The organism is Nonomuraea turkmeniaca (genome assembly GCF_005889735.1).
In the GTDB taxonomy this organism is placed as follows: domain Bacteria; phylum Actinomycetota; class Actinomycetes; order Streptosporangiales; family Streptosporangiaceae; genus Nonomuraea; species Nonomuraea turkmeniaca.
Genome location: NZ_VCKY01000214.1, coordinates 1 through 18605, shown reverse-complemented (window position 1 = coordinate 18605; position 18605 = coordinate 1). Strand labels below are relative to the sequence as shown.

The window sequence follows — 18605 nt, the reverse complement described above, 5'->3', positions numbered from 1 at the left end:
CAGTCACATCCCCACCCTGCAGGGGTATTTCATGCAGGAGCGTCGCGACCATGCCACGACAGCTTAGACCTTCCCACCCCACGATCGCCCCGCCTTTTCCACCCCTTCGCGATGATCGAGAGCCCGCCACACGCCGAGGATCCCGGCTACAGGAACGCTGCTCAGGGGCGGTGTCACGGGGCTGGAAGGCTGACACGGTGAAAACGAGTGCATGACAAGTCGCAGGATCATGCACAATAAGGCAGGAGCGCCCTTAGCTCAGCTGGATAGAGCACCGGACTTCTAATCCGACGGTCGCAGGTTCGAATCCTGCAGGGCGCGCAATCGAGACCAGGCAATCCACGGGTTGACCTGGTCTTTTGCATGATCGCCCCGGTTGCGCCGTACGCAGCGGGAGGCCGCCGAAAGCAGCCCTGTGCCACTGCTCGCGGAACATACGCGGAATGCTCGCAGCCACGTTTGCCCAGGTCGGCGCAGCAGTTCGGGCGCCCGGAACGGCGAAAGGACCCCGAGGTGTCCCGGGGTCCTGCCGTAGCTCCTGTGTCACGCCGCGAGTGCTTCCAGGATGCGCCGGTTGGCGATCTCCTGTTGGCCGTCGATGCACTTGGCGTAGACGCGGAGCATCACGTCCACGCCGTGTCCCGCTCTCTCGGCCGCCTCTGGGGCGTGCACGCCCGCGTTGAGCCAGAGCGAGACGGCCGCGTGCCGGAGGTCGTACGGTCTGCCCGCCAGGGGAGAGGCGACCTGGTCGGGGGTGAAGGCGTACATCCGGGCTTCCTGCCAGACCTTCGCGTATGCCGAACCCGAGATCACGCCGCCCGTGCGCGTACGGAAGAACCGGCCGTCCTCGCCGACTCCGAACGCCGCGATGTGGTCCCGAAGGATGGCCACCAACTCGGGCGGGATGGGCACGGTGCGCGTGTGCTTCACGTCCCGGTGCTTCAGCCCGCGCTCGTCGTGGGCCTGCCCCGAGTCGGTGAACCGCCTGTTGCTCTGTGGCCTGGTCTTCTCCAGCGTCAGCAGCCCCCAGCCCTTCTCTGGAAGCTGACAGTCCTTCTGCCGCAGTCCCGCAGCCTCTGCCGGGCGAAGCCCGCCGAAGTACATGCAGGCGAACATGGCGGCCAGCATCGGCCCGCGCGACCGCCCGACGTAGGTCACCGCGGTGAGCAGTTCACGCGCCTGCCTGGGGCTGACCACCGAGCGCCGATCGATCTCGCCGCTCACCTTGGCCTTGCGGAACTTGACCTTGTGCAGCGGATTTGCCGAAAGCTCTTCCAGCTCCACGGCGTACTCAAGCGCGTGATGGAAGACGGCCCGCTTGCGGCGGTACGTCGAGGTCGCCGCAGGCGTGCCGTCCAGGCACAGCGCCAGGGCTTCCAGCGCCGCACGGGCGTGCTTGGTCTCCTCCAGGGCGCTCAGCGGGAGCGAAGCGCCCTCCAGCCAGCGGACAGCGCGGGAGATCTCCGGTGCCGGCTCCCGCCTGCGGTCCTCGGGCAGGAAGGAGTACTCGCGCAGCGCCCGCCGGATGATCTCGTCGGACGGACGTCCGGGTACGTCGCCGACCAGGACGCGGGTGACGGTGGCGAGGGTGTCGGTCATGCCCTCACGGGACTTCGCTGCCGCGTGAGGCCACCAGGTGTGGACGTATGCGACGGCGAAGGCATACCAGGTCCGGGCATCCTTGGCGTTGACCATCGAAGCGGGAAGGCCGCTATCCATGTCGAAGGCTTCGCCCTTCTTGGCCGCCTGCCGCAGGTCGGACAGGAAGCTCTCGGCCAGCCCCTTGGTCTTGAAGGTCTGCGACTTCTCGCGGTTGCCGACCGTCCACCGCACAGTGTGAGAGACGATCCGGGGCTTCTTACCGGGCTTGTCCGCTCTGGTGTTGGTGCGGATGTCCCAGAACTTGACCTTGTAAGAGGTGGTCATGCGGCGCTCCGGAGGGATTCGAGCCATGCATTGAGGTCGCTGCGGTAGATGCGGAGTTCGCCGTTGGGCAGGCGGATGCCCTCCGGTGCCTTGCCGATCTCGCGCCAGCGGTAGAAGGTGCGGCGGGAGACGCCGCCGAGTTCGTCGAGGACCTGTCGGACGGTCAGCAGCTCGTCTCGTGCGGTCATGCGGCCCACCCGACGTCCTCGGTTGCCGAAAGATCTTGTCCGGCTGCTCGGGCCTCCAGTTCGCGCAGGTGGGCGCGCCAGCGTTGGCGTTCGTGGACGGATCTGAGGAGGCGTACGGCGAGGGGCGGCACGTTGGCGTCGCCAGCCGGGACGGGGCGCCAGACGTAGCGGTGTGGGTCGGTGGGCTGGCCGGTCTGGCCGAGGGCCTCCAGGACCCAGGTGCGGCGGTCCTGCTTGTGCTCGGCGAGGGTCTTATTGGACCACTTGCGGGAGACGAGGATTCGACGTCCGGCGTAGCCGAGGTGTTCCGGCTTGTGGGCCTTGCCACGGCAGCGGCCGGGCTGCATGCCGGGCTTGGCATCCTTAGGCTGGATGCTGTAGCGCAGCCAGTTCGGGCAGGTCGGTGAGCAGGGTTCGTAGCAGAGGGCGTCCAGCATGCGGGTGGCGTGCTGTTGCTGGGCCTGGCCGCCGTCGAGGGCGTCGCCGATGGACTTGGTGAGGTACTTGGACAGGTACCGGATGCACTGGTCGGCGTCCGGAGTGCCAGCCAAGACGCCGTGGACATCGACCTGTTCCCCGAAGCGGATCACGTGAAGGGGTTCGGCGTCCTCGTCGATCACGTCGAGGGCCTCATCCCAGGTGGGCAGGACTTCGCCGGTGGCCGGGTTCAGATAGCCGGTGCCGTCCTGCCAGACGGGCATGTGGTCGCCGTCGAAGACGACTTCGTCGGCCTGGGGCCACCAGACCTGGTGGTAGGTGGCGGCGGCTATCTGCTTGATCTCGGCGCGTGGGAGCGTTCCACGGATGGCCATGTGCAGGTGGGGCGCGAGCCGCTTCTGAGGCTCCACGGCGGCGAAGTACTGCACGTCGTAGCCCGCGACTCGGCGCAGGTTTTGCACGAAGCGATCGACGAGCTTGGAGAAGTGCAGCGCGTCTCGGGCGGCGCGCCGGTAGTCGTAGGTGTCGGGGTCAGTGGGTGCGCCGTCGCGAACCTTGCCGTACGAGGGCAAGGTGAGCGTGACGAATAGGGACGGCCGGTAGGTCTTGCCGTCCGTGCCTTGGAAGGTGCGTCCAAGGGTGGTGTTGGTCATCTTGCGCTTGGGCAGGTCGGGAGCGTCCCGCCGCCGCCTGGTTGAGCGGGAGCGCTTGGCGGCGGTACGGCCGAGGACGTTGCCGCGCATCCCGGCGGCGTTGATCTCCTCGTCGAGGCCAGCGATCAGCGCATCCAGCTCGGCGGTGTCCTGGCTGGCCTTGTCAGCGGCGTCACGCTGGGCTTGGACGTCGGCGCGGAACTCGATGAGCCAGCGCTGTTCCTCGTTGGCCTCGTCGGGTGTGATGGTGGGTTCTTCGTCGAGGTGCCAGCCCTCGCGGCACTGGGCTTTGCGGAGCTGCTTGTTGCGCTTGGCACAGGGCGGGCACTTGCTGTCGAGGGTGGCTCCGCACGGTACGTCGATGATCTCCCACTTGCCGGTGTGGGTGTCGAGCCGCTTGAGCGGGATGGGCCGGATGCAGACGCCGTGGAGCTTGGCGACCTCTACGAGCACGTCTCGGACCATCGGCATGGCCTGTCGGACGGCGCGGGGGAGGGCGCGGTCTTGCGCATGGGTCATGCGATCCTCCCTTCGTCGGAATCGGTGACGATGAGCGCGGTTTGGCCGCACTCGGAGCACTCGACCACGGCGCGGACCGGGTCGAGCCAGAGAACGTTCAGGGTGAGGCAGGTGGCGCAGCGAAGGCCGTCGAGGAAGTGGGCGAGTGTCATGCGGCCTGCCCCGTAGTAGGCGACCATGGCGCGGATGTCGGTGTCGGAGACATAGGCGGCTCGCACTCTGATCGGTTCGGGTGATGTCTCTAGCCGCATGTAGGCGACGCCGGCCCCTTGCTCGGGGATGGGTGAGATGTGGTCGGCGAGTGCGCCTCGATCGCGTGCGCCGTCGCCGAGGACCATGTCCACCTGCTCCGACTCGTCGAGCCGGAGGGCGATCTTGTCGGGGAACAGGTTGCGGATGTTCATGACCTCCTTGCGCGGGTCTTGGAGGGCGGCCATGACGCCGACGCCGACCGAGCGGCCTTGGGTGGCGAGGGTGGCCAGGGCGGCGGAGATGCGCTGCCGGAGTTGCCGGTCGGGTTGGCAGGCGGTCAGGAACGCCACCTCGTCAACGAGCACCAGGACGAACGGGTCCTCGATCGTCGGGACGTGGGAGCGTTGGAGGCCTGGCAAAGCGGCCGCTCGCTTCTGCATGACGGAGACGGCCTCGTCGAGCAGGTCGGCGCAGTCGGACGGATCGGCGGCGTACCGGCCCTGGAACAGCTCCCGCCCGAAGGACAGCTCCATCAGCTTGGGATCCAGCGCCCAGACCTCGGCCAGGCCCGCCCGCATGGCGGGGAGCAAGCCGCGGATGGTGTCCCACAGGAACGAACCCTTGCCCGCCCCGGTCGCGCCCGCGATCAGGACGTGCGTGCCGTGCACCTTGAGCCGGAGCGGTCGGCCGTCCTCTTGCTTGCCGATCTCGACCGGTCCGACCGATGGTTCGTCCGGGATGGGAAGGGCGGGCATGGGCGCGGCGAGCGGATCGCTGCGCGGGAAGGTCAGCAGCAGTCGGCCACCCTTGACGAGCGCGACCCGGCAGGAGGTTGCGCCGAAGCCTTGGGCGAGGTTGTCGATGCGGTCGGACCAGTCTTTGACCGCCTGGCCGCCGAGCATCCGGACCGTGATGCGGTCGGCCCAGCCGTCGCAGGTGACGCGGAGCAGACGCGGCATGTAGACGCGACCGTTGATGCGCTTGGCCAGTCCGGAGACGTCCATGACGCCATGCCAGTGACGCCGGTAGACCGACACCAGCCGCCACCAGGCCAGCAGCCGGAAGCCGACGATGCGGGAGAAGAGATCGCCGTCGGTGCAGGCCCAGGCGAGCAGGGACAGGACGACGAAGCCAAGGGTGGATGCCGCAGCAGGCCAGCCGTACCAATACCCGATGCCGCCGAGGACGACGGGGACGGCGACGGCGACCGGATGCCGCCATGTCGTGCGGACGAGGGCAGCCAGGAAGCGCCAGCCGTAGACGAGGAAGGTGATGATGGCGGGAGTCTTGAGCACGGCCGGTCGGAAGACGACGGCCGTATCCGGCGTGGTGGAGACGAGGTTGCGCGCCTCATCGCCAGGCAGCCGCTTGAACATAAGCTGGGAACCTCTCGTGATGTGGAGTCAGGGGAGAACCGAGGGGCCGCCGGAAGTTGCCGCTTCCAGCGGCCCCGCTTCGTCTCAGGCCGCCGTGTCGCTGGCGTCCTTGGCCGACTCTTCGGCGTGCAGCAGCTCGCAGTCGGCCAGATAGCGAGCGGCGGCGTTGAAGATCTCGCGGGCGGTGGCCAGGTCGGCGTCGGTGACCGGCCCGGCCCCGGTGGTAGAGATGTGCACGTCGGCCTCGTGGGAGCTGAACTCCAGGTACGGCCGCGGATTGCTGATCAGCAGTCCGGCGCGGACCTTCAGCCGCGACGTGTGGAAGGAGACACCGACGTGTGGTGCGGAGTCGGGCCGCATGGACAAGGTGACGTAGGTGTAGGGCCGGGGCTCGCTCACGCCGCCATCCCCTCGCCGTCGGGCAGGCCGTAGAAGCTGCGCTCCATGGATCGGGCGAAGCGGTGGGCCTCGCGGGCGAGCTGGCGTGCGAACTCCAGGTCCTCCGCCGTCACGGGACCGCTCGTGGTGACCAGGACGGAGGTGGCGCCGAAGTCGAGCGCCAGGACGGGTTCACGGCGGGCGAACGGGTGGTTCATGGTGCGGGCGGCGTGTCCGGTGGTCAGCCGGATCACGCTGTTACGCGGGGTGCGGCGTCGGGTCATCAGGCGGCTTCCTTTCCGGCCTTGGCGGGTTGGGCGGTCTGTCGGGGAGCGTGCATGTCGTGGACCTTGATGGAGTAGGCGAGACGTCCGGCCGCGTTGACGTACGGCGTGACCGAGATGCCGTCGAACTCGACGGGCGTGAACGGTAGCCCCGGCATCGGTTGCGGCGGCACCGGCTGAACCGGGGCCAGGATCTTGACCGCCACCGTCTTCTGGGCGGGCTTGAGGGTCGGGTCACCGTCCATGACCGCGACCTGCCAGACCAGCTCTGCGGTCTGCTTGTCGCGGGCCTGCACGAACCGGCCGTTGGACGAGGCGTCGAAGTCCTTGACGGGCTCGACCTCGCCGACGATGTAGCAGCCGTGCGGGAAGACCATGGCGAAAGTGACGGGGATGGGGCCTTGCAGAGCCATAACGGGTTCCTCTCTTGGATGACAGGCACTCGACCTATCAAGTAGTTAGACCGTAACTCTCTGTAGCTTGCTAGGTCAAGTGACTAGGTGTGAGGTGACGGCCGTGTCACCAGTGCGATAGACAGTCGCCCAAGCCGATGGCCCAAACATCCGGGAGGATCTGGTGCGAATCCTGTGGGGCTGCTTAGCCGTGGTCGTGATCGCCCCGCTGGTCGGGCTGTTCCTACTGATCATGAAGCCGGTATGGCGTGACGATGCCCGGCTCGACGACTTTCATGAGCGAGTGCTGGCCATCCCGCTGCCGCCTGAGACACGCAGCAATGGCGACACCGAAGCCGAATTCGGCAAGAACTCCGGTGGAAGTGGCGACTACTGCCACTATGAGATCCGACTGCCTCTCAGCACCGGCCTGTCGGCGGGGGAGATCGGTGCCTACTACCGCAAGGCCGCGATTGCCGGAGTGGGAGAACGAGGCCAACGTCCGTCTGACCTGGGGCGAGGACACCGGAGACGGTAGAGCCGTCGTTGTGGAGTTCAGCGACATCAGCTCTAGCGATTGGGACCACCGCTGCACATAGACGGCAGCCCGATCACGTGATCGGGTAGGCGTCTTCCAGCTCGTGCCGGTCAGCAGGGAGCAGGACCTCGACGACAGCAAGGGGCCGGCCGGAGGCATCACGGACAGCGCCGAAGACCGCTAGGAGCGGGATGTTCTTGGGCATGGCCAGTTGCTTGGCCTCGTCGGACGCAGGCATGCGCGCGGTGATCTGCTTTACGATGTGATCGAACCGGACGCCCTTACGAGCCTGAAGATGCTCCCGGAACCCCTGCCGCAACGGCTCACCACTGGTGAGATCCGTACCTCCGGAGAGATCCAACGGCAGCCAGAGCGACACCAGCTCGGTCGGCTCGCCGTCACGCACGATGAGCCGCCGCCGGACGAACACCTTGCTCTTGGGCTGCACGTCGAGCAGCACACCGATGCGGTTCGGAGCGGTGACAGCGCCCACTTCGACAACTTCGCCGGTGGTGTCGGCCTCCGGCTTGGTCAGGTACGCCTGTCCGGGCCGCTTCTGTTCAACGGAGGCCATGGCCGGACGGCCGCGCACGAAACGGCCCTTGCCTTGCTGGGACTCGATCCAGCCTTGCTCACGCAGCACGCGCAGGGCGGCGACCACGGTGGGACGGGAGACGCTGAACTCTTGGATGAGCTGGTTCTCGCTGGGGAGGAGCGTGCCCGGTGGGTAGTCTCCTGCCTCGATGCGCCTCTGAAGAGTCTGGACAAGCTGCGCATACTTAGGCGGCACGGACTCTAGCGACATCATGACCGTCCAACAGCCGACAGGTTGTTTTACCAAGTTTGAGAGTAACCGGCCAGCCACAGCCTGTCCACGCAGTTGCGACAAGGCGGGGAGCCGTACAGAGAGAACCGGCAGGCAGCACAGCAGCCGGGCGGGGAAAGGTCGCCGCGGGGGCCACCACTGCAACTGCCTGCCGGGAGTGGCGCGACGAGACGAGGCGGCGGCGTCCCTACCCCCTCCGATAGGGAACGCGCTCGTCTCGCCGCGCCGGTCATCACCTGGCGATGTACTCAGCCAGGAGCTTCGCCGCACCCTCCGGATCAGCGGTCGGGTGCCGCTGCTCGGCGCTCTGCCAGGAGTAGTAGGCCCCGCCGAACCCGACGAACACCCACACCGGCATCCCCGCCTCACGCTTGTGCACCATGAGCGCGGTGTTGTTGTCCCGCAGCTCGGCGTTGACACCGAGGTTCGTGAGCTGGTCGCGCAGCCGGACGAGCATGTCGCCCTCTTCCCGGTTCTGAGGGAAGTTCAGCGCCGCCTGCATGATCGAGTTCATTTCCCGTTCCCTTCGGCCTGGCCGCCTCCGAGGCAGTCGAGACACTCCCGCTCCTCACTAGGGGTCTGATCTCCGTCGCAGTCGCCGATGAGGAGCGCACGGCGCGAGTCGCGCAGCTTGATCCCGCGTCCCCGGCAGCCGGGGCACGGCGACGTCTTGCTTGTCTCGTCTGGCCGGATCACCGTCGCCATCTCCTCGTTCATCCGGCGTTCCCTGTGGCAGGAGGCCGCGTGACGTACCGTGGTTGATTGATGACAAGTCCACCGGCAACCGAGTCTGAGCAGGACCCCTGAACGGCCCCCTCATTTCCCCTTTCGAGCCCCCAGCCGGGAGGAAGACCCGAAGATGCGCGACTACATCCCGAACGTCCGCCTCCGCGCCTGGCGCAACGAGCACCGGCTCACCCGCGCGGACATGGCCGACCGCATCAACGCCACACCAGTAGGCATCGCCGAACGCCTGACGTGTGATGAGGAACGGGTCCGTCGCTGGGAGGCCGGCGAAGTCCGTTGGCCACGTACGCCGTACCGGCTGGCACTCACCCAATTGACCGGGCTGGAGCCAGAAGCGCTCGGGTTCTCTCAGACCAAGCAGACCGGCGGCGGCCTCATCGAGGCCCGCGTGATCCCCGCCGACGCCCTCCGTGCCGAGGCCGACCTGTACGGCACCATGGAACTCGCCCAGCAACTCCAGGCATCCGACGTAGGAACCGGAACCCTGGAGGCCCTTGCCGAGGCCGTCGATCTGCTATGCCGCGCCTACCCCGTCGTGCCCGCAGGCACGCTACGGGACCGCACCCAAAAGCGCCTCGCCCAGATCAACCGCCTGCTCGCCGGACGCCTCACCCTGGACCAGCACCGCGAACTGCTCGTGATCACCGGCTGGCTGACAGCTCTGCTGGGCTGCGTCCACTACGACCTGGGCGAGAGAGAAGAGGCCGAAACGGCCCGACGCGCCGCCTTCGAGATGGGCCGCCAGGTAGGACACGGCGAACTCATGGGCTGGGCACACGAAATGTCAGCCTGGTTCGCCCTCGTCGAAGGCCGCTACGAAGACGTCGTCGCCGCCGCCCGCATGGGCCAAGCCGTCGCCGGCACCAGCAGCGCCATGGTCCAACTCACCCTCCAAGAAGCCCGCGGCCTGGCCCGCATCGGAGACCGCCGCGAAGCCGACCGCGCCCTGACCCGCGGAGCCGAAGTCCTCGGCAGCGTGCCCATGCCCGAGCACCCCGACCACCACTTCGTCTTCGACCACGCCAAGTGGATCTTCTACGCCGCTACCTGCTACACCTGGCTCGCCGACGACGACCGTGCAGAGGAACACGCCCGCGAAACCATCCAGATGCACACCCGCCCGGACGGCACCTCCAACGCCCCCATGCGTGTCGCCGACGCGCACATAGATCTCGGCATCATCCACGCCCGGCGCGGCGACCTCGACGCGGCTGCCGATGAGGGCCTGGCTGCCTTCGACATCGACCGACGATCCCTCACTGATTTGGTTAATCGCGCTGGCGACCTCGACCGTATCCTGCAGCAGCGTTACCGCAAAGATGCACTTGCCACTGAATTCCACGAACGATTTGTGACTGCACGGCGAGCACTCGCGAACCGGCGTCCAGAGTTGCTTGAGTAACAAGATAAGCCGTCTCGCAGTTCGACCAGCAGCTAGAATCTTAGAGCCGCGTATGCTGCTCGTGTTCTCTTGAGGGCCATCAACACGGTGAGCATCAAGTGCACTAACAGCGTAGTGATAATAGCTGATAGAAAACTGTTGATTGGCTGATTGTTCTCGCGTATTGCTGCTGCTGCGATCAAAAAAGCGGTAGTTATAATGCCGATCAATATCGAGTAGCTTACATTGGCCTGTAGTTGGTCGATCAGCGTTGCCAATTTTCCTGACTTGGGAAGACGGGGATCATCATTGACGCGTAGGCCCATGCTGAAAATGTGTATGAGTAACCCGAAGAGAAGGGCGGTGAAAACAGCTATTCCTGCAAGTATGCTCGCGGGGTCTTGCATTTTGAAATCAAATAAGTAGCACGCTATTCCGATGGCTAGCGGAAATGCATAGAAAGAAAGATAATCTTGACGCCGTAGCTCGTTGGTGCGCTGATCTCTGAATGTATCAAGGTGATCTTCTACGAGGGGCAGGATGGACCATTTAGCACTCATCTCTCACCGCCTCCATCTGGACCGCTTTGGCCTGCTTGGTCCAAGAGCCCAGTTTCCAATTCGATGGTAACCCAAGCTCTAGCGATTGCGCCAGCGTCAGGGCCAACTCGGTCATGTAGTCGTAGACGGCCTCATCGGGAGGGCGATCCTCGTTGGAGGTCTTGATTGGATAGACGAGAGTGGGGAGTCCATCCTTGCCAAGTACGATCTCTCTCTGCTGGTCTCCATCAGTCAGTTGAAGGCGAATCTCGTCGGCCTCGACCTCGTCGCGCAGTCCCAATATCTGAGTTTCGGGCTTGAGGGAACGATCCATTAGGGGGGATATAAGCTGCCTGGCAAGACCGCTGGAGCGAAGGGGCTTGACAGTGTATTCCAGCCTGCCGATATGAGTTTCACCGATCCCGGTGATTGCGTCGGCCAGGTCGTGGTTCCTTGAATACCGGACCACTTTAATCTGCGTAAGGCGAGCACGCTCCATAAATCTCTTCCAGGCAGCCTCCTCTGTTAATCCTTCCTTGTGTAGAATCAGCCCTTCGTCATGGAATCGCTTCCGGAAGGCCTTCGTGAGGTGGCGCAGGAAAATGCTCGCAGCCCCTCTCCCGCTGCATCTCTCCGCCAGAAGTAGTGCGGTGTTCGAACTGGGAGGAACGATGATCATATTGCGTACGTGAACCACTGCGGACTCATCCACGCCGAATCGATGAGTGCGTCGGTTTGTGCGGACATTCTTTACGGCGCCTTCGAAGCCGAACCTGCCGTACTCAGCGCCAAAGGATATGGACCTGCCTTGAATGGTGATGTTCTCTGTCGAGAGATAGTGACCGAATTGTTCTTCTATGATCGCGCTGGTCTGGATGCTTTTAAGGAACCCGTGTATTAGATGTAGTAGATCAAGGCCGCGTCCATCCATGTCTCCTAGATTGAGAAACTTCTTGTTCTGGCGAAATGGTGCGACTTTGAGCCCGTATGCTGCGACCGAATAGCGTGTCATGTGAAGCCTTCCAAGCCAGACATATGTACTGCTATATGGCATATTGGCAGGAGTGAGTCATACGTTACATCTATTGCATCATATGTCAATCTCTGAAGCCTTCTTCAGTCATCTCAATGATCTCCACGAGGCCACTTGCGTCACTGGCGCTGCCCGCTCGGCGAAGTAGGAGAATCGCCCAAGGATTGAGGTCGCTGTCATCAGCTCATTGCTGTTCGGGCAGTGAGACGAACCAGAGCGCAAGGTCGCCCCATCCGGAGCGCGGGCCAGACGCACGGCAACACGTATCGACGACGGTGTGTCGTTGCTGAATTGCTCTCATAGAGATCAAGCGGCGGCGCTTCGCGCCGCCGGCGCGGCCCTGCGCTCGGCCGCACGCTGCGCGTGCGGCCTGGGGGCCGTTCTCGCGCGCGCCCGTGCTCGGGCCGCTTCCACACCACGTCGCGCCTCTTGTCCGATACCGTCACACCGTGGACGACGATGACGCCTTCATCTACTCGCCGTCGAGCGACGGCGCCCTTCTCGTCGCGGGCGGTATAGCGGTATTGCTGCTCCTCCTCCCCACCATCATCTGGCTAACCGTGACGTTGCTGCGCGGCCGCAAATAGCGCCTCCGGCGGGGGCCTCAGGCTCCGGGATGATCGCTACACGCAACTCAAGGCCCGCGGGCGGTTGAGGCGGAAGCCGGATCATCCCGTCGCCATCGCCCCAGGACGAGCCAAGCAGACCAAAGGCCTGGGGCGAAGGTCGTTCCTCCAGCTGGGGGCTCCACCTTCACCCCAGGCCTTTGGCCCGCTTCCCTGACGGGTGGGACGACGGCGACGGGATGATCCGGCAGGGCAGGGTGTGCGCGTCGCGCGATAGCAGGAGGGGGCGCGGGCTGATCGTCGCGTTGTTGCCCGTGGATGAAGCCCTCGATACGCGGCTGGTACTGCCTCCATGCACTGTCCGCGATTGTGGTAAGGAGGAGTGATCATTGGCAGTTGGCCGGATCCTGGCCCTGGCGGTCGAACTCCTCCTGCGTGATCGTGACGTCGGCCCAATCGGGCGGTGACAATTTCTCGTCGTACCGCTGGACCAGGACCGAGCCTGGCTTGAGTTTTGCCACGCTGTCGGCGGAGAAGCTGACGTGGTTGGTGTTGACTTGGTTGGAGCCCCGCCCCTGGTAGCCGAATGCGTGATAGAGGACTCTTGGGCGCAGCGTGAACGGTTTCGGCTCTACCGTCCAGCCATCCTGTGGCGTGTCCAGTCGGACGGATCCGCTCTGCCCGTCCAGAGACGGTGCGATGAAGTTCACGTCTTCCACGACTGTCGCGGCTGAAGAAGGGCCGGGCATGGTATCCCACGGGCCTGAGGTGTCCTCGTATGAGAAATATGTACGCCCTCAGGAGTCGCTCCTTCGCACCATGCCAAGACGATGATCGGATGCCCTTCTGCGTCGACGCTGACTCCGGTCGACCCTGCTACGGGAGGCGAGCAACTTGAGACACTCATGATCCCGACGACTACCAGCACAATCCCGCATAAGCGCCGCATATGCGCACGTTAAGTCGAGCCGACATCGCTGCGGTGGGCTGTGATCAGATTGCTTCGCAACCGTAGCAGGACCGTTCGAAGGGGCCGGCCGGAAGGTCGTCGGTTCGACGTGGTGCTCGCGCAATGCGGTCTGCTGGGCCATGGTGCCGCTGGGGAAAAACAGCGCGTCCTCCTTGCCAAGCAGGTCAGCCAGTCGCCGTTCCAACACCGCGACCGGTCCCCCCGGGCCGTCCGGCGGGGTGTCGTCGTCCACGAGGGCCAGCATCTGCTCCAGCATCACGCGTGGCTTGCGCCGGATCGGCGCGTGGAGGAACAGCGACCGCCGCACGGGCGGATTGGTGTCGGGCATGTTATTGCGAGGAATTTGCAGTTACAGGATGGCCACTATAAGGGTTGAGTGGGCCTCGAGGCTGCTGGTCCGCCGAATTTCACAGGAGACTGGGGATGGGGACACATCGTGGTGATCTGGCGCCGTGGCAGCTTACGTTTCGTCTCTCCTTTGGATGCATTGTCGGGGCCGCTTGCCGCCCTTCCTCGCACGCCCCGGTCGGGCTAGCTCAGCTTCACTGCCCTGCTACGACAGGACGGCGGCGAAGCCCTCTCACCTTCACTCGAGGTCACGTCCACGGATGTGGTGTATGAATCGATCTTCGCGTGATCCTATTCTGCAGGTTAAGCGGTAAGTGTTTGCGGGAGCGGTTTCTGGATCGGTGTGTCGCCGGCGACGAGCCGGACGCGGGCTTTGGCCAGGACGTCCAGGCCCATGTAGCGTCCACCTGCTCATTAGGCGAGACCCTGGCGGAGGTCGCCGCCGGCTTCGGCATCGACACCACGACCGCATGGCGCTACAGCGCGATACCGGTTCGTTCGCTTCTTTGAGTCCAACCACGAGTCGTGATCCCTCGGCGGCTTGTACCGGGGCACGAATCCGGACGCCTGCGCGACCACGGCCGGCTTGCACTGGCGGATGGGGTTTCTCGCTCAGACCGCCTCGCCGTGCTGACGGCGATCAGGCGCCCCGACCTGGCCCTCCAGGCGGGAAGTCGGTAGTAGACGGCAGGTCGGCCGACGCGGCGGGGAGGATTGCCGGGCCTTCGTACGCCACCGGACGCGACGTGACTTCGGCACGCGGACTGACGCGAATCGACAACCATTCGACGCTTCGCACTAATGCGCGGGCCAGGCTGCTGCGGGAGCGTCTGTTGTAGCGCGGCAGCTTGGTCGGCTGCGCCGTCGGTATGCCGCACGTTGTTGCGAGTCTGCAGATCGGATGGAAGGGAGGGAACGACATGCGCAAGAGCAATGAGTGGAACGCGCCCGGCTACGACTGGGGCTGAGGTTTTCATCGGTGTGACATCGGTTCAGGCCGGGCGGGCCGCGCGCGTGGTGCCGCCCGGCTGTCGTGTTGGAAGGATTTGACGCAATGACGTCGGCGGACAACCGGCCGCGGTTCCGTGAGGTGCTGGAGGTCCGCGAATACGGGGCGTTGTGGCTGTCGGGGCTGGTCTCGCGGGCGGGTGACCAGCTCGCGCGGGTGGCGCTGGCCGTGCTGGCCTACGATCTCACCCGGTCCGCGGCGGTCACGACCATCACCTACGCACTGACGTTCGTGCCCTCGTTGGTCGGCGGGCCGTTGCTGGGTGGTCTTGCCGACCGCTTTCCGCGCCGGCGAGTGATGATCGTCTGCGATATGATCCGGGCTCTGTTGATGGCCGCCATGGCGGCGCCGGGACTGCACTTCGCCGTCGTCTGCGTGTTGCTGTTCGCGGTGCAGCTCATCGACGCGCCGGAGAAAGCCGCGCGGATCGCCACCACGCCTGACGTGCTGGGCGAGCGCCTGTACACGACGGGCGTCACGCTCCACCAGTTCACCTCGCAGGTCGCTGCGATCGCCGGGTTCGGCCTGGGCGGGCTGGTGGTCGCGGCGATCGGGACCCGACCGGCACTGCTGCTGAACTCCCTGTCCTTCGCCCTGTCCGCGCTGGTCGTGATGATGAGGGTGCGAGAGCGGCCCGCCTGGCGTACCGGGCGCGTCATGTCGCTGAGGGACATCTCGGGCGGCATCCAGACGATCACCAGTGACCGCAGGCTGTGTGCGTTGCTGGCGTTCGGCCTCCTGGCCGCGTTCTCGATCGCGCCGGAGGCGCTGGCCGTGCCCTACGCGGATGCCGTGGGTGGCGGAACGGTAGCGGCGGGGGTGCTGCTGTGTTCCATCCCTGCGGGCAGCCTGCTGGGAATGTACCTGGTCAACCGGCTGTCGGTGGGAACGGCCAGGCTGGCGACGCTGGCAGCGCCGGCTTGTCTGCCGTTGGTGGTGAGCGCGTTCGCGCCGGGGGTGGCCGTCACCGCGATCGCCTGGGCGCTCACCGGCGTTCTGTCCGCGTACCAGGTGATCGCCAACGCGGCGTTCGTGCGGGCCGTGCCACCGGAGCGGCGTGGCCAAGTGGTCGGTTTCGCCGGCGCGGCACTCGTCGCGGCTCAGGGGATCGGTGTACTGTTCAGCGGCCCGCTGGCTGACCTGCTCGGTCCGCCGGTCGCGATCGCCGTGTACGGGCTCGCCGGAACGGTCGTCGCTCTGCCACTGGCCGCGTCCTGGCGTCGCCATGAGGCGACGACCTCCCGGTCGGACCAGTCATAGGACGGCACGGAGGACATTCCTGCTGTGTGCGGCACCGTCCGACGGCGGACCCGGGTGACGGTCGTCTGGGCGGGACGGGCACGCCGCCAGGGTATGTCGAGGATGGGCGTCGACGGCTTCGTACGGCCGCGCCGGCCGTACGGGCTTGCCTCCGCCTCTCAACGAGGGTCGTGCAGTACGTGCTGGGTGGCGCCCAGTTCGCGCATGGCGTCGCCGCTGGCCTCCTGAATGGCCAGGAGGGCCGCCGGGACCTCTTCGCCACGCTTGCGGGCCAGATGGACCGCCACCCCGGCCTGGACCTTGATGACCGAAATGTTGTGGGTAAGAGAGTGGTGCAGTTCCCGGGCGATACGCAGCCGCTCGTGATCCGCCCGCCACCTGGCGCCCTCCTCGCGTGCGCGCTCGGTGTCGACCGAGTCCTGTTCCGCCTTCCGTAGGCACGTTTGCCGGAGCCGAATCACCACGCCGACCAGCCCGGCGGCGATGAACCAGCCGAGCAGCAGGCCCGTGGTTTCGACGAATTCGTGGCCGGGGTGGCTGGAGACGGCGGCCGGGCTCATCGCAGGGCCGGCGCCGAGGAAGACCACGCCGGCCAGCGCGGCGAGCAGCTGATGTCCGGCCCGTGCCGCGGCGAACACTGACACTAGAACCGGGAGAGCGGCCGACAGGCCGGCTGGGGCATGGAGCGCGTGCACCAGCATGCAGGCGGTGGTGACGAGTAGCGGCACCAGGGGAGCCCGGCGCCAGTCCACGAGCGCGAGCGAACCGACTATGACGGCGGCGAGGTCGAGCGCGTCCGAGTCGGGCGCACAGAACAGGTCGGCCACCAGCGGAACGGCCACCGCAACGGGGAGCAGGCACTCCCCGGCGAACTGCCATCCCCGCCTCAGATGGGTCAGGTTCACGGGTTCACGCGCCTTCCCGGCGATCGTCCCGGCCACGGACGTCGTCGGTTCCCTCGATCGCCGTCAGGAAGCGTTCGATGGCGGCATGCCGGTACTCCTGGGCTGTATGACCGAACTTAGCCCGATATGCGCGAGCGAATTGTGCTGCATCCTCGATGCCCCAGCCGGCGGCTATGGCGTGGATCGGCCGGTGCCACAGCGTCGGATCATTGAGGTCGCGATGACAACGCTCCAGACGCTGCTCCCGTATCCACCGGGCCACCGTATGTCCCTCGTTTTCGAAAAGTCGGTGCAGAGTACGCGTGGACATGTGGTGAGCGGCCGCGATCGTCGCGGGCGTCAGCCCCGGATCCCCGAGGTTTTCCGCAATGAAGCGATAGATGGACGCCAAGCGTGTCCTGAGACGCTCCTGCCTTCCCTGTGACGCGTCTGCCTGTGACGCGTCGTGCCCCATGTCATGGGTCACCGCCGCCGCGACAAGGTCGGCGACGGCGAGGCTGAGACGTGCCGCCTTGGGCCGTCGGAGTACGCCGATTTCGCCCAGCGCGCTGGTCAGGAAATCACGCAACACGGCGTTGGTCCCGTCGGCATTGGTCAGGGCCATGGGCCGGTCGTAGTGGACACCACGAGGGCGGGGAAGGAGTGATCGGGGCACCATGGCGAAAACGCCGTCTACGATGCCCGCCTCATTCGCGTACGCCTTCAACGAGAAGGGGCGCCATGTGGGATAGACAAGCACGCCCTGCGGATCGGCGAACGCCTCGTCGCGGGATTGCGTGACCACACATCGGCCACTGAGCGGTATGGCGACCAGGATTACCTCCGGATCCGACCGGCGGATGAGCTCGTCCGTTCTTCGCGTGTGGACGGATGAACACGTCACGCGGCCGATCTGCACAGGACCGAGGTCGAGCAGATGCATGGAGCCCCGGAACCTCGCGGGATCGCGGGTGTACAGATTCACCGGCACGAGAACCCGGGAGAGCGATTCGGTCCAGTACTCGAATCGGTCGGCCTCTGGAAAGTGATTGGTTCGGATTACGGTATGCACGGGACCTACATCTCAAATCTCTGGATGGACGCGTGTCATGAACGGTGAGACCTACTAGCACCGTCCCGACACCGACATCGAGCACGTGGGTGCGGGAGCACCTGACGTCGTCATGCAGACCGGTCCGCCCGGGCACGATCCGGGTCGTCGTGGTCGGTAGATGGCGTCGAAGCGACCGTCGTAGGGCGATAGGCGAGGCCGGCCACGAGCGCGGCCAGCAGGGAGACCACCGCCGCGGTGAGGAACGCGGGGCTTCCGTTGTCGTCGGGGCCGGTCAAGCGGCCGGCGACGGCGGTGCCCAGGCCGTACCCGGTCCACATGAAGGTGTTCAGCCATGCGAAGACCTCCGACCGGTATCGAGCAGGGGTGTGCTCCGCGAGCAGTGTGGGATGTACCGCGTCTCGCGGTCCCGTCAGGAGCCCGATCGCGGTGATCAGCACGGCGAGGGCGAGGAACCCCGAGACATGGGCTCCGGCCAGCATGCCCGCGCTATCGGCCAGGGATAGCCCGATGAGGAGCAGCTTGGCCGGGACGCCCCAGTCACGGGCCCCGTAGCCTAGCGCGCCGATGAGCGCACCGACCGACAGCAGCCCCATCAGCACGCCGGCCGCGGACGGCGAGTCGAACCTCGTGGCCGCGGCCACCGTGGCGATGCGCAGGCTGCCGAAGGAGAAGGTGCCGAAAGCGGCCAGGACCAGCAGCACCAGAGTGGGGCGATGGGTGAGCGGTCCGGCCAGGCGACTCAGCCGGCGTCCGGGGTTCTGGGCGGACCATACAGATGCGGACCGTACAGATGCCGATGCGCGTACAGCTGGGAACAGGAGCAGAAATAGGGTCCCGACCAGCAGGAAGGTACCCGCCACGGCCACCACCCCGGACGCGGGCATCCGCAGCATCAGCAGGGGGACGAGCAACGGGCCGACGATGAACATCACCTCGTTGACGGCGTTATCCACCGCTTATCCGGCTAATGACGCTGGTTCTGGGCGTTGGCCGGTTAACGCTTTCAGCTGACCCGGGTGGTAAGTCGGCGGAGTTGCTCTTCGTGGCGCCGGACGCGTGCAGCGACGGCTTCCAGGGCGGTGT

General features: G+C 65.8%; 20 protein-coding genes and 1 tRNA gene. 5 read left to right on the top strand and 16 right to left on the bottom strand.

The features are described from left to right. The first annotated feature begins 247 nt into the window (after nt 1-247). Nucleotides 248-321: transfer RNA gene (locus tag ETD86_RS41925), tRNA-Arg, on the top strand. Nucleotides 322-543: 222 nt separating this feature from the next. Here ETD86_RS41925 and ETD86_RS41920 read toward each other — a convergent pair. The 7 genes from ETD86_RS41920 to ETD86_RS41890 all read right to left on the bottom strand — a co-directional run bounded on the left by ETD86_RS41920 (nt 544) and on the right by ETD86_RS41890 (nt 6367). Beyond that, entirely contained in the window at nt 544-1926 is a 1383-nt protein-coding gene (locus ETD86_RS41920) for a tyrosine-type recombinase/integrase (RefSeq protein WP_170223545.1), read from the bottom strand. Further along, nucleotides 1923-2114: a helix-turn-helix transcriptional regulator gene (locus ETD86_RS41915; protein WP_138672194.1), complete on the bottom strand. Its 192-nt coding sequence runs from the start codon at nt 2112-2114 to the stop codon at nt 1923-1925. The genes ETD86_RS41920 and ETD86_RS41915 overlap by 4 nt, the downstream gene beginning before the upstream one ends. Further along, nucleotides 2111-3724 (bottom strand): replication initiator, encoded by a 1614-nt coding sequence (locus ETD86_RS41910; RefSeq protein ID WP_138672193.1) that lies wholly within the window; start codon nt 3722-3724, stop codon nt 2111-2113. The genes ETD86_RS41915 and ETD86_RS41910 overlap by 4 nt, the downstream gene beginning before the upstream one ends. Continuing rightward, nucleotides 3721-5292: an FtsK/SpoIIIE domain-containing protein gene (locus tag ETD86_RS41905; RefSeq protein ID WP_138672192.1), complete on the bottom strand. Its 1572-nt coding sequence runs from the start codon at nt 5290-5292 to the stop codon at nt 3721-3723. The genes ETD86_RS41910 and ETD86_RS41905 overlap by 4 nt, the downstream gene beginning before the upstream one ends. A gap of 84 nt (nt 5293-5376) precedes the next feature. Beyond that, a complete protein-coding gene (locus ETD86_RS41900) occupies nt 5377-5691 on the bottom strand; it encodes a hypothetical protein (RefSeq protein ID WP_138672191.1) in 315 nt (104 codons plus the stop codon). Then, the gene (locus tag ETD86_RS41895) at nt 5688-5954 is read right to left on the bottom strand and encodes a hypothetical protein (protein WP_138672190.1); all 267 of its coding nucleotides are present in this window, start codon (nt 5952-5954) and stop codon (nt 5688-5690) included. Before ETD86_RS41895 ends, ETD86_RS41900 begins: the two co-directional genes overlap by 4 nt. Beyond that, on the bottom strand, nt 5954-6367 hold the full coding sequence (locus tag ETD86_RS41890; RefSeq protein ID WP_127935275.1) for a plasmid replication, integration and excision activator: 414 nt from the start codon (nt 6365-6367) through the stop codon (nt 5954-5956). Before ETD86_RS41890 ends, ETD86_RS41895 begins: the two co-directional genes overlap by 1 nt. A gap of 163 nt (nt 6368-6530) precedes the next feature. On the opposite strand from ETD86_RS41890, the gene ETD86_RS41885 reads away from it, so the two are divergent. Then, a complete protein-coding gene (locus tag ETD86_RS41885; protein WP_138672189.1) occupies nt 6531-6884 on the top strand; it encodes a hypothetical protein in 354 nt (117 codons plus the stop codon). A gap of 73 nt (nt 6885-6957) precedes the next feature. Here the strand turns inward: ETD86_RS41885 and ETD86_RS41880 are convergent, their stop codons facing one another. Together ETD86_RS41880 and ETD86_RS41875 are read right to left on the bottom strand one after the other, a co-directional pair. Further along, entirely contained in the window at nt 6958-7689 is a 732-nt protein-coding gene (locus tag ETD86_RS41880) for a GntR family transcriptional regulator (protein ID WP_138672196.1), read from the bottom strand. A 253-nt stretch (nt 7690-7942) separates the two neighbouring features. Beyond that, nucleotides 7943-8224 (bottom strand): hypothetical protein, encoded by a 282-nt coding sequence (locus ETD86_RS41875; RefSeq protein ID WP_138672188.1) that lies wholly within the window; start codon nt 8222-8224, stop codon nt 7943-7945. 345 nt (nt 8225-8569) lie between these two features. On the opposite strand from ETD86_RS41875, the gene ETD86_RS41870 reads away from it, so the two are divergent. Continuing rightward, nucleotides 8570-9859 carry an NsdA family TPR-like regulatory protein gene (locus tag ETD86_RS41870; protein ID WP_138672187.1) on the top strand — a complete coding sequence of 430 codons (1290 nt, stop codon included), beginning with the start codon at nt 8570-8572 and terminating at the stop codon, nt 9857-9859. Between the two features lie 32 nt (nt 9860-9891). Here the strand turns inward: ETD86_RS41870 and ETD86_RS41865 are convergent, their stop codons facing one another. Together ETD86_RS41865 and ETD86_RS41860 are read right to left on the bottom strand one after the other, a co-directional pair. Continuing rightward, a complete protein-coding gene (locus ETD86_RS41865) occupies nt 9892-10398 on the bottom strand; it encodes a hypothetical protein (protein ID WP_138672186.1) in 507 nt (168 codons plus the stop codon). Beyond that, nucleotides 10388-11389, bottom strand: coding sequence for a hypothetical protein (locus ETD86_RS41860; RefSeq protein WP_138672185.1), 1002 nt, complete (start codon nt 11387-11389; stop codon nt 10388-10390). The genes ETD86_RS41865 and ETD86_RS41860 overlap by 11 nt, the downstream gene beginning before the upstream one ends. A gap of 470 nt (nt 11390-11859) precedes the next feature. Between ETD86_RS41860 and ETD86_RS55940 the strand changes: the two genes are divergently transcribed. Next, nucleotides 11860-11997 (top strand): hypothetical protein, encoded by a 138-nt coding sequence (locus ETD86_RS55940; RefSeq protein WP_170223544.1) that lies wholly within the window; start codon nt 11860-11862, stop codon nt 11995-11997. Between the two features lie 365 nt (nt 11998-12362). Here ETD86_RS55940 and ETD86_RS41855 read toward each other — a convergent pair whose 3' ends face one another. Together ETD86_RS41855 and ETD86_RS60365 are read right to left on the bottom strand one after the other, a co-directional pair. After that, nucleotides 12363-12686, bottom strand: coding sequence for a hypothetical protein (locus tag ETD86_RS41855; RefSeq protein WP_138672184.1), 324 nt, complete (start codon nt 12684-12686; stop codon nt 12363-12365). Nucleotides 12687-12773: 87 nt separating this feature from the next. Then, nucleotides 12774-13190, bottom strand: coding sequence for a hypothetical protein (locus ETD86_RS60365; protein ID WP_425465692.1), 417 nt, complete (start codon nt 13188-13190; stop codon nt 12774-12776). A 1158-nt stretch (nt 13191-14348) separates the two neighbouring features. On the opposite strand from ETD86_RS60365, the gene ETD86_RS41845 reads away from it, so the two are divergent. After that, a complete protein-coding gene (locus tag ETD86_RS41845; protein ID WP_138672182.1) occupies nt 14349-15563 on the top strand; it encodes an MFS transporter in 1215 nt (404 codons plus the stop codon). Between the two features lie 158 nt (nt 15564-15721). Here the strand turns inward: ETD86_RS41845 and ETD86_RS41840 are convergent, their stop codons facing one another. The 3 genes from ETD86_RS41840 to ETD86_RS41830 form a co-directional block, all read right to left on the bottom strand. After that, nucleotides 15722-16468: a histidine kinase gene (locus ETD86_RS41840; RefSeq protein ID WP_246149070.1), complete on the bottom strand. Its 747-nt coding sequence runs from the start codon at nt 16466-16468 to the stop codon at nt 15722-15724. A 4-nt stretch (nt 16469-16472) separates the two neighbouring features. Continuing rightward, a complete protein-coding gene (locus ETD86_RS41835) occupies nt 16473-17519 on the bottom strand; it encodes an AraC-like ligand-binding domain-containing protein (protein ID WP_138672181.1) in 1047 nt (348 codons plus the stop codon). Nucleotides 17520-17629: 110 nt separating this feature from the next. Next, a complete protein-coding gene (locus ETD86_RS41830; RefSeq protein ID WP_138672180.1) occupies nt 17630-18475 on the bottom strand; it encodes an MFS transporter in 846 nt (281 codons plus the stop codon). Between the last annotated feature and the right edge of the window lie 130 nt (nt 18476-18605).

Coding starts and splice junctions, on each gene's coding strand:
- ETD86_RS41845 (WP_138672182.1), top strand. CDS start 14,349: ATGACGTCGGCGGACAACCGGCCGCGGTTCCGTGAGGTGCTGGAGGTC.
- ETD86_RS41890 (WP_127935275.1), bottom strand. CDS start 6,367: ATGGCTCTGCAAGGCCCCATCCCCGTCACTTTCGCCATGGTCTTCCCG.
- ETD86_RS41865 (WP_138672186.1), bottom strand. CDS start 10,398: ATGAGTGCTAAATGGTCCATCCTGCCCCTCGTAGAAGATCACCTTGAT.
- ETD86_RS41860 (WP_138672185.1), bottom strand. CDS start 11,389: ATGACACGCTATTCGGTCGCAGCATACGGGCTCAAAGTCGCACCATTT.
- ETD86_RS41880 (WP_138672196.1), bottom strand. CDS start 7,689: ATGTCGCTAGAGTCCGTGCCGCCTAAGTATGCGCAGCTTGTCCAGACT.
- ETD86_RS60365 (WP_425465692.1), bottom strand. CDS start 13,190: ATGCTGGCCCTCGTGGACGACGACACCCCGCCGGACGGCCCGGGGGGA.
- ETD86_RS41870 (WP_138672187.1), top strand. CDS start 8,570: ATGCGCGACTACATCCCGAACGTCCGCCTCCGCGCCTGGCGCAACGAG.
- ETD86_RS41915 (WP_138672194.1), bottom strand. CDS start 2,114: ATGACCGCACGAGACGAGCTGCTGACCGTCCGACAGGTCCTCGACGAA.
- ETD86_RS41905 (WP_138672192.1), bottom strand. CDS start 5,292: ATGTTCAAGCGGCTGCCTGGCGATGAGGCGCGCAACCTCGTCTCCACC.
- ETD86_RS41895 (WP_138672190.1), bottom strand. CDS start 5,954: ATGACCCGACGCCGCACCCCGCGTAACAGCGTGATCCGGCTGACCACC.
- ETD86_RS41910 (WP_138672193.1), bottom strand. CDS start 3,724: ATGACCCATGCGCAAGACCGCGCCCTCCCCCGCGCCGTCCGACAGGCC.
- ETD86_RS41875 (WP_138672188.1), bottom strand. CDS start 8,224: ATGAACTCGATCATGCAGGCGGCGCTGAACTTCCCTCAGAACCGGGAA.
- ETD86_RS41920 (WP_170223545.1), bottom strand. CDS start 1,926: ATGACCACCTCTTACAAGGTCAAGTTCTGGGACATCCGCACCAACACC.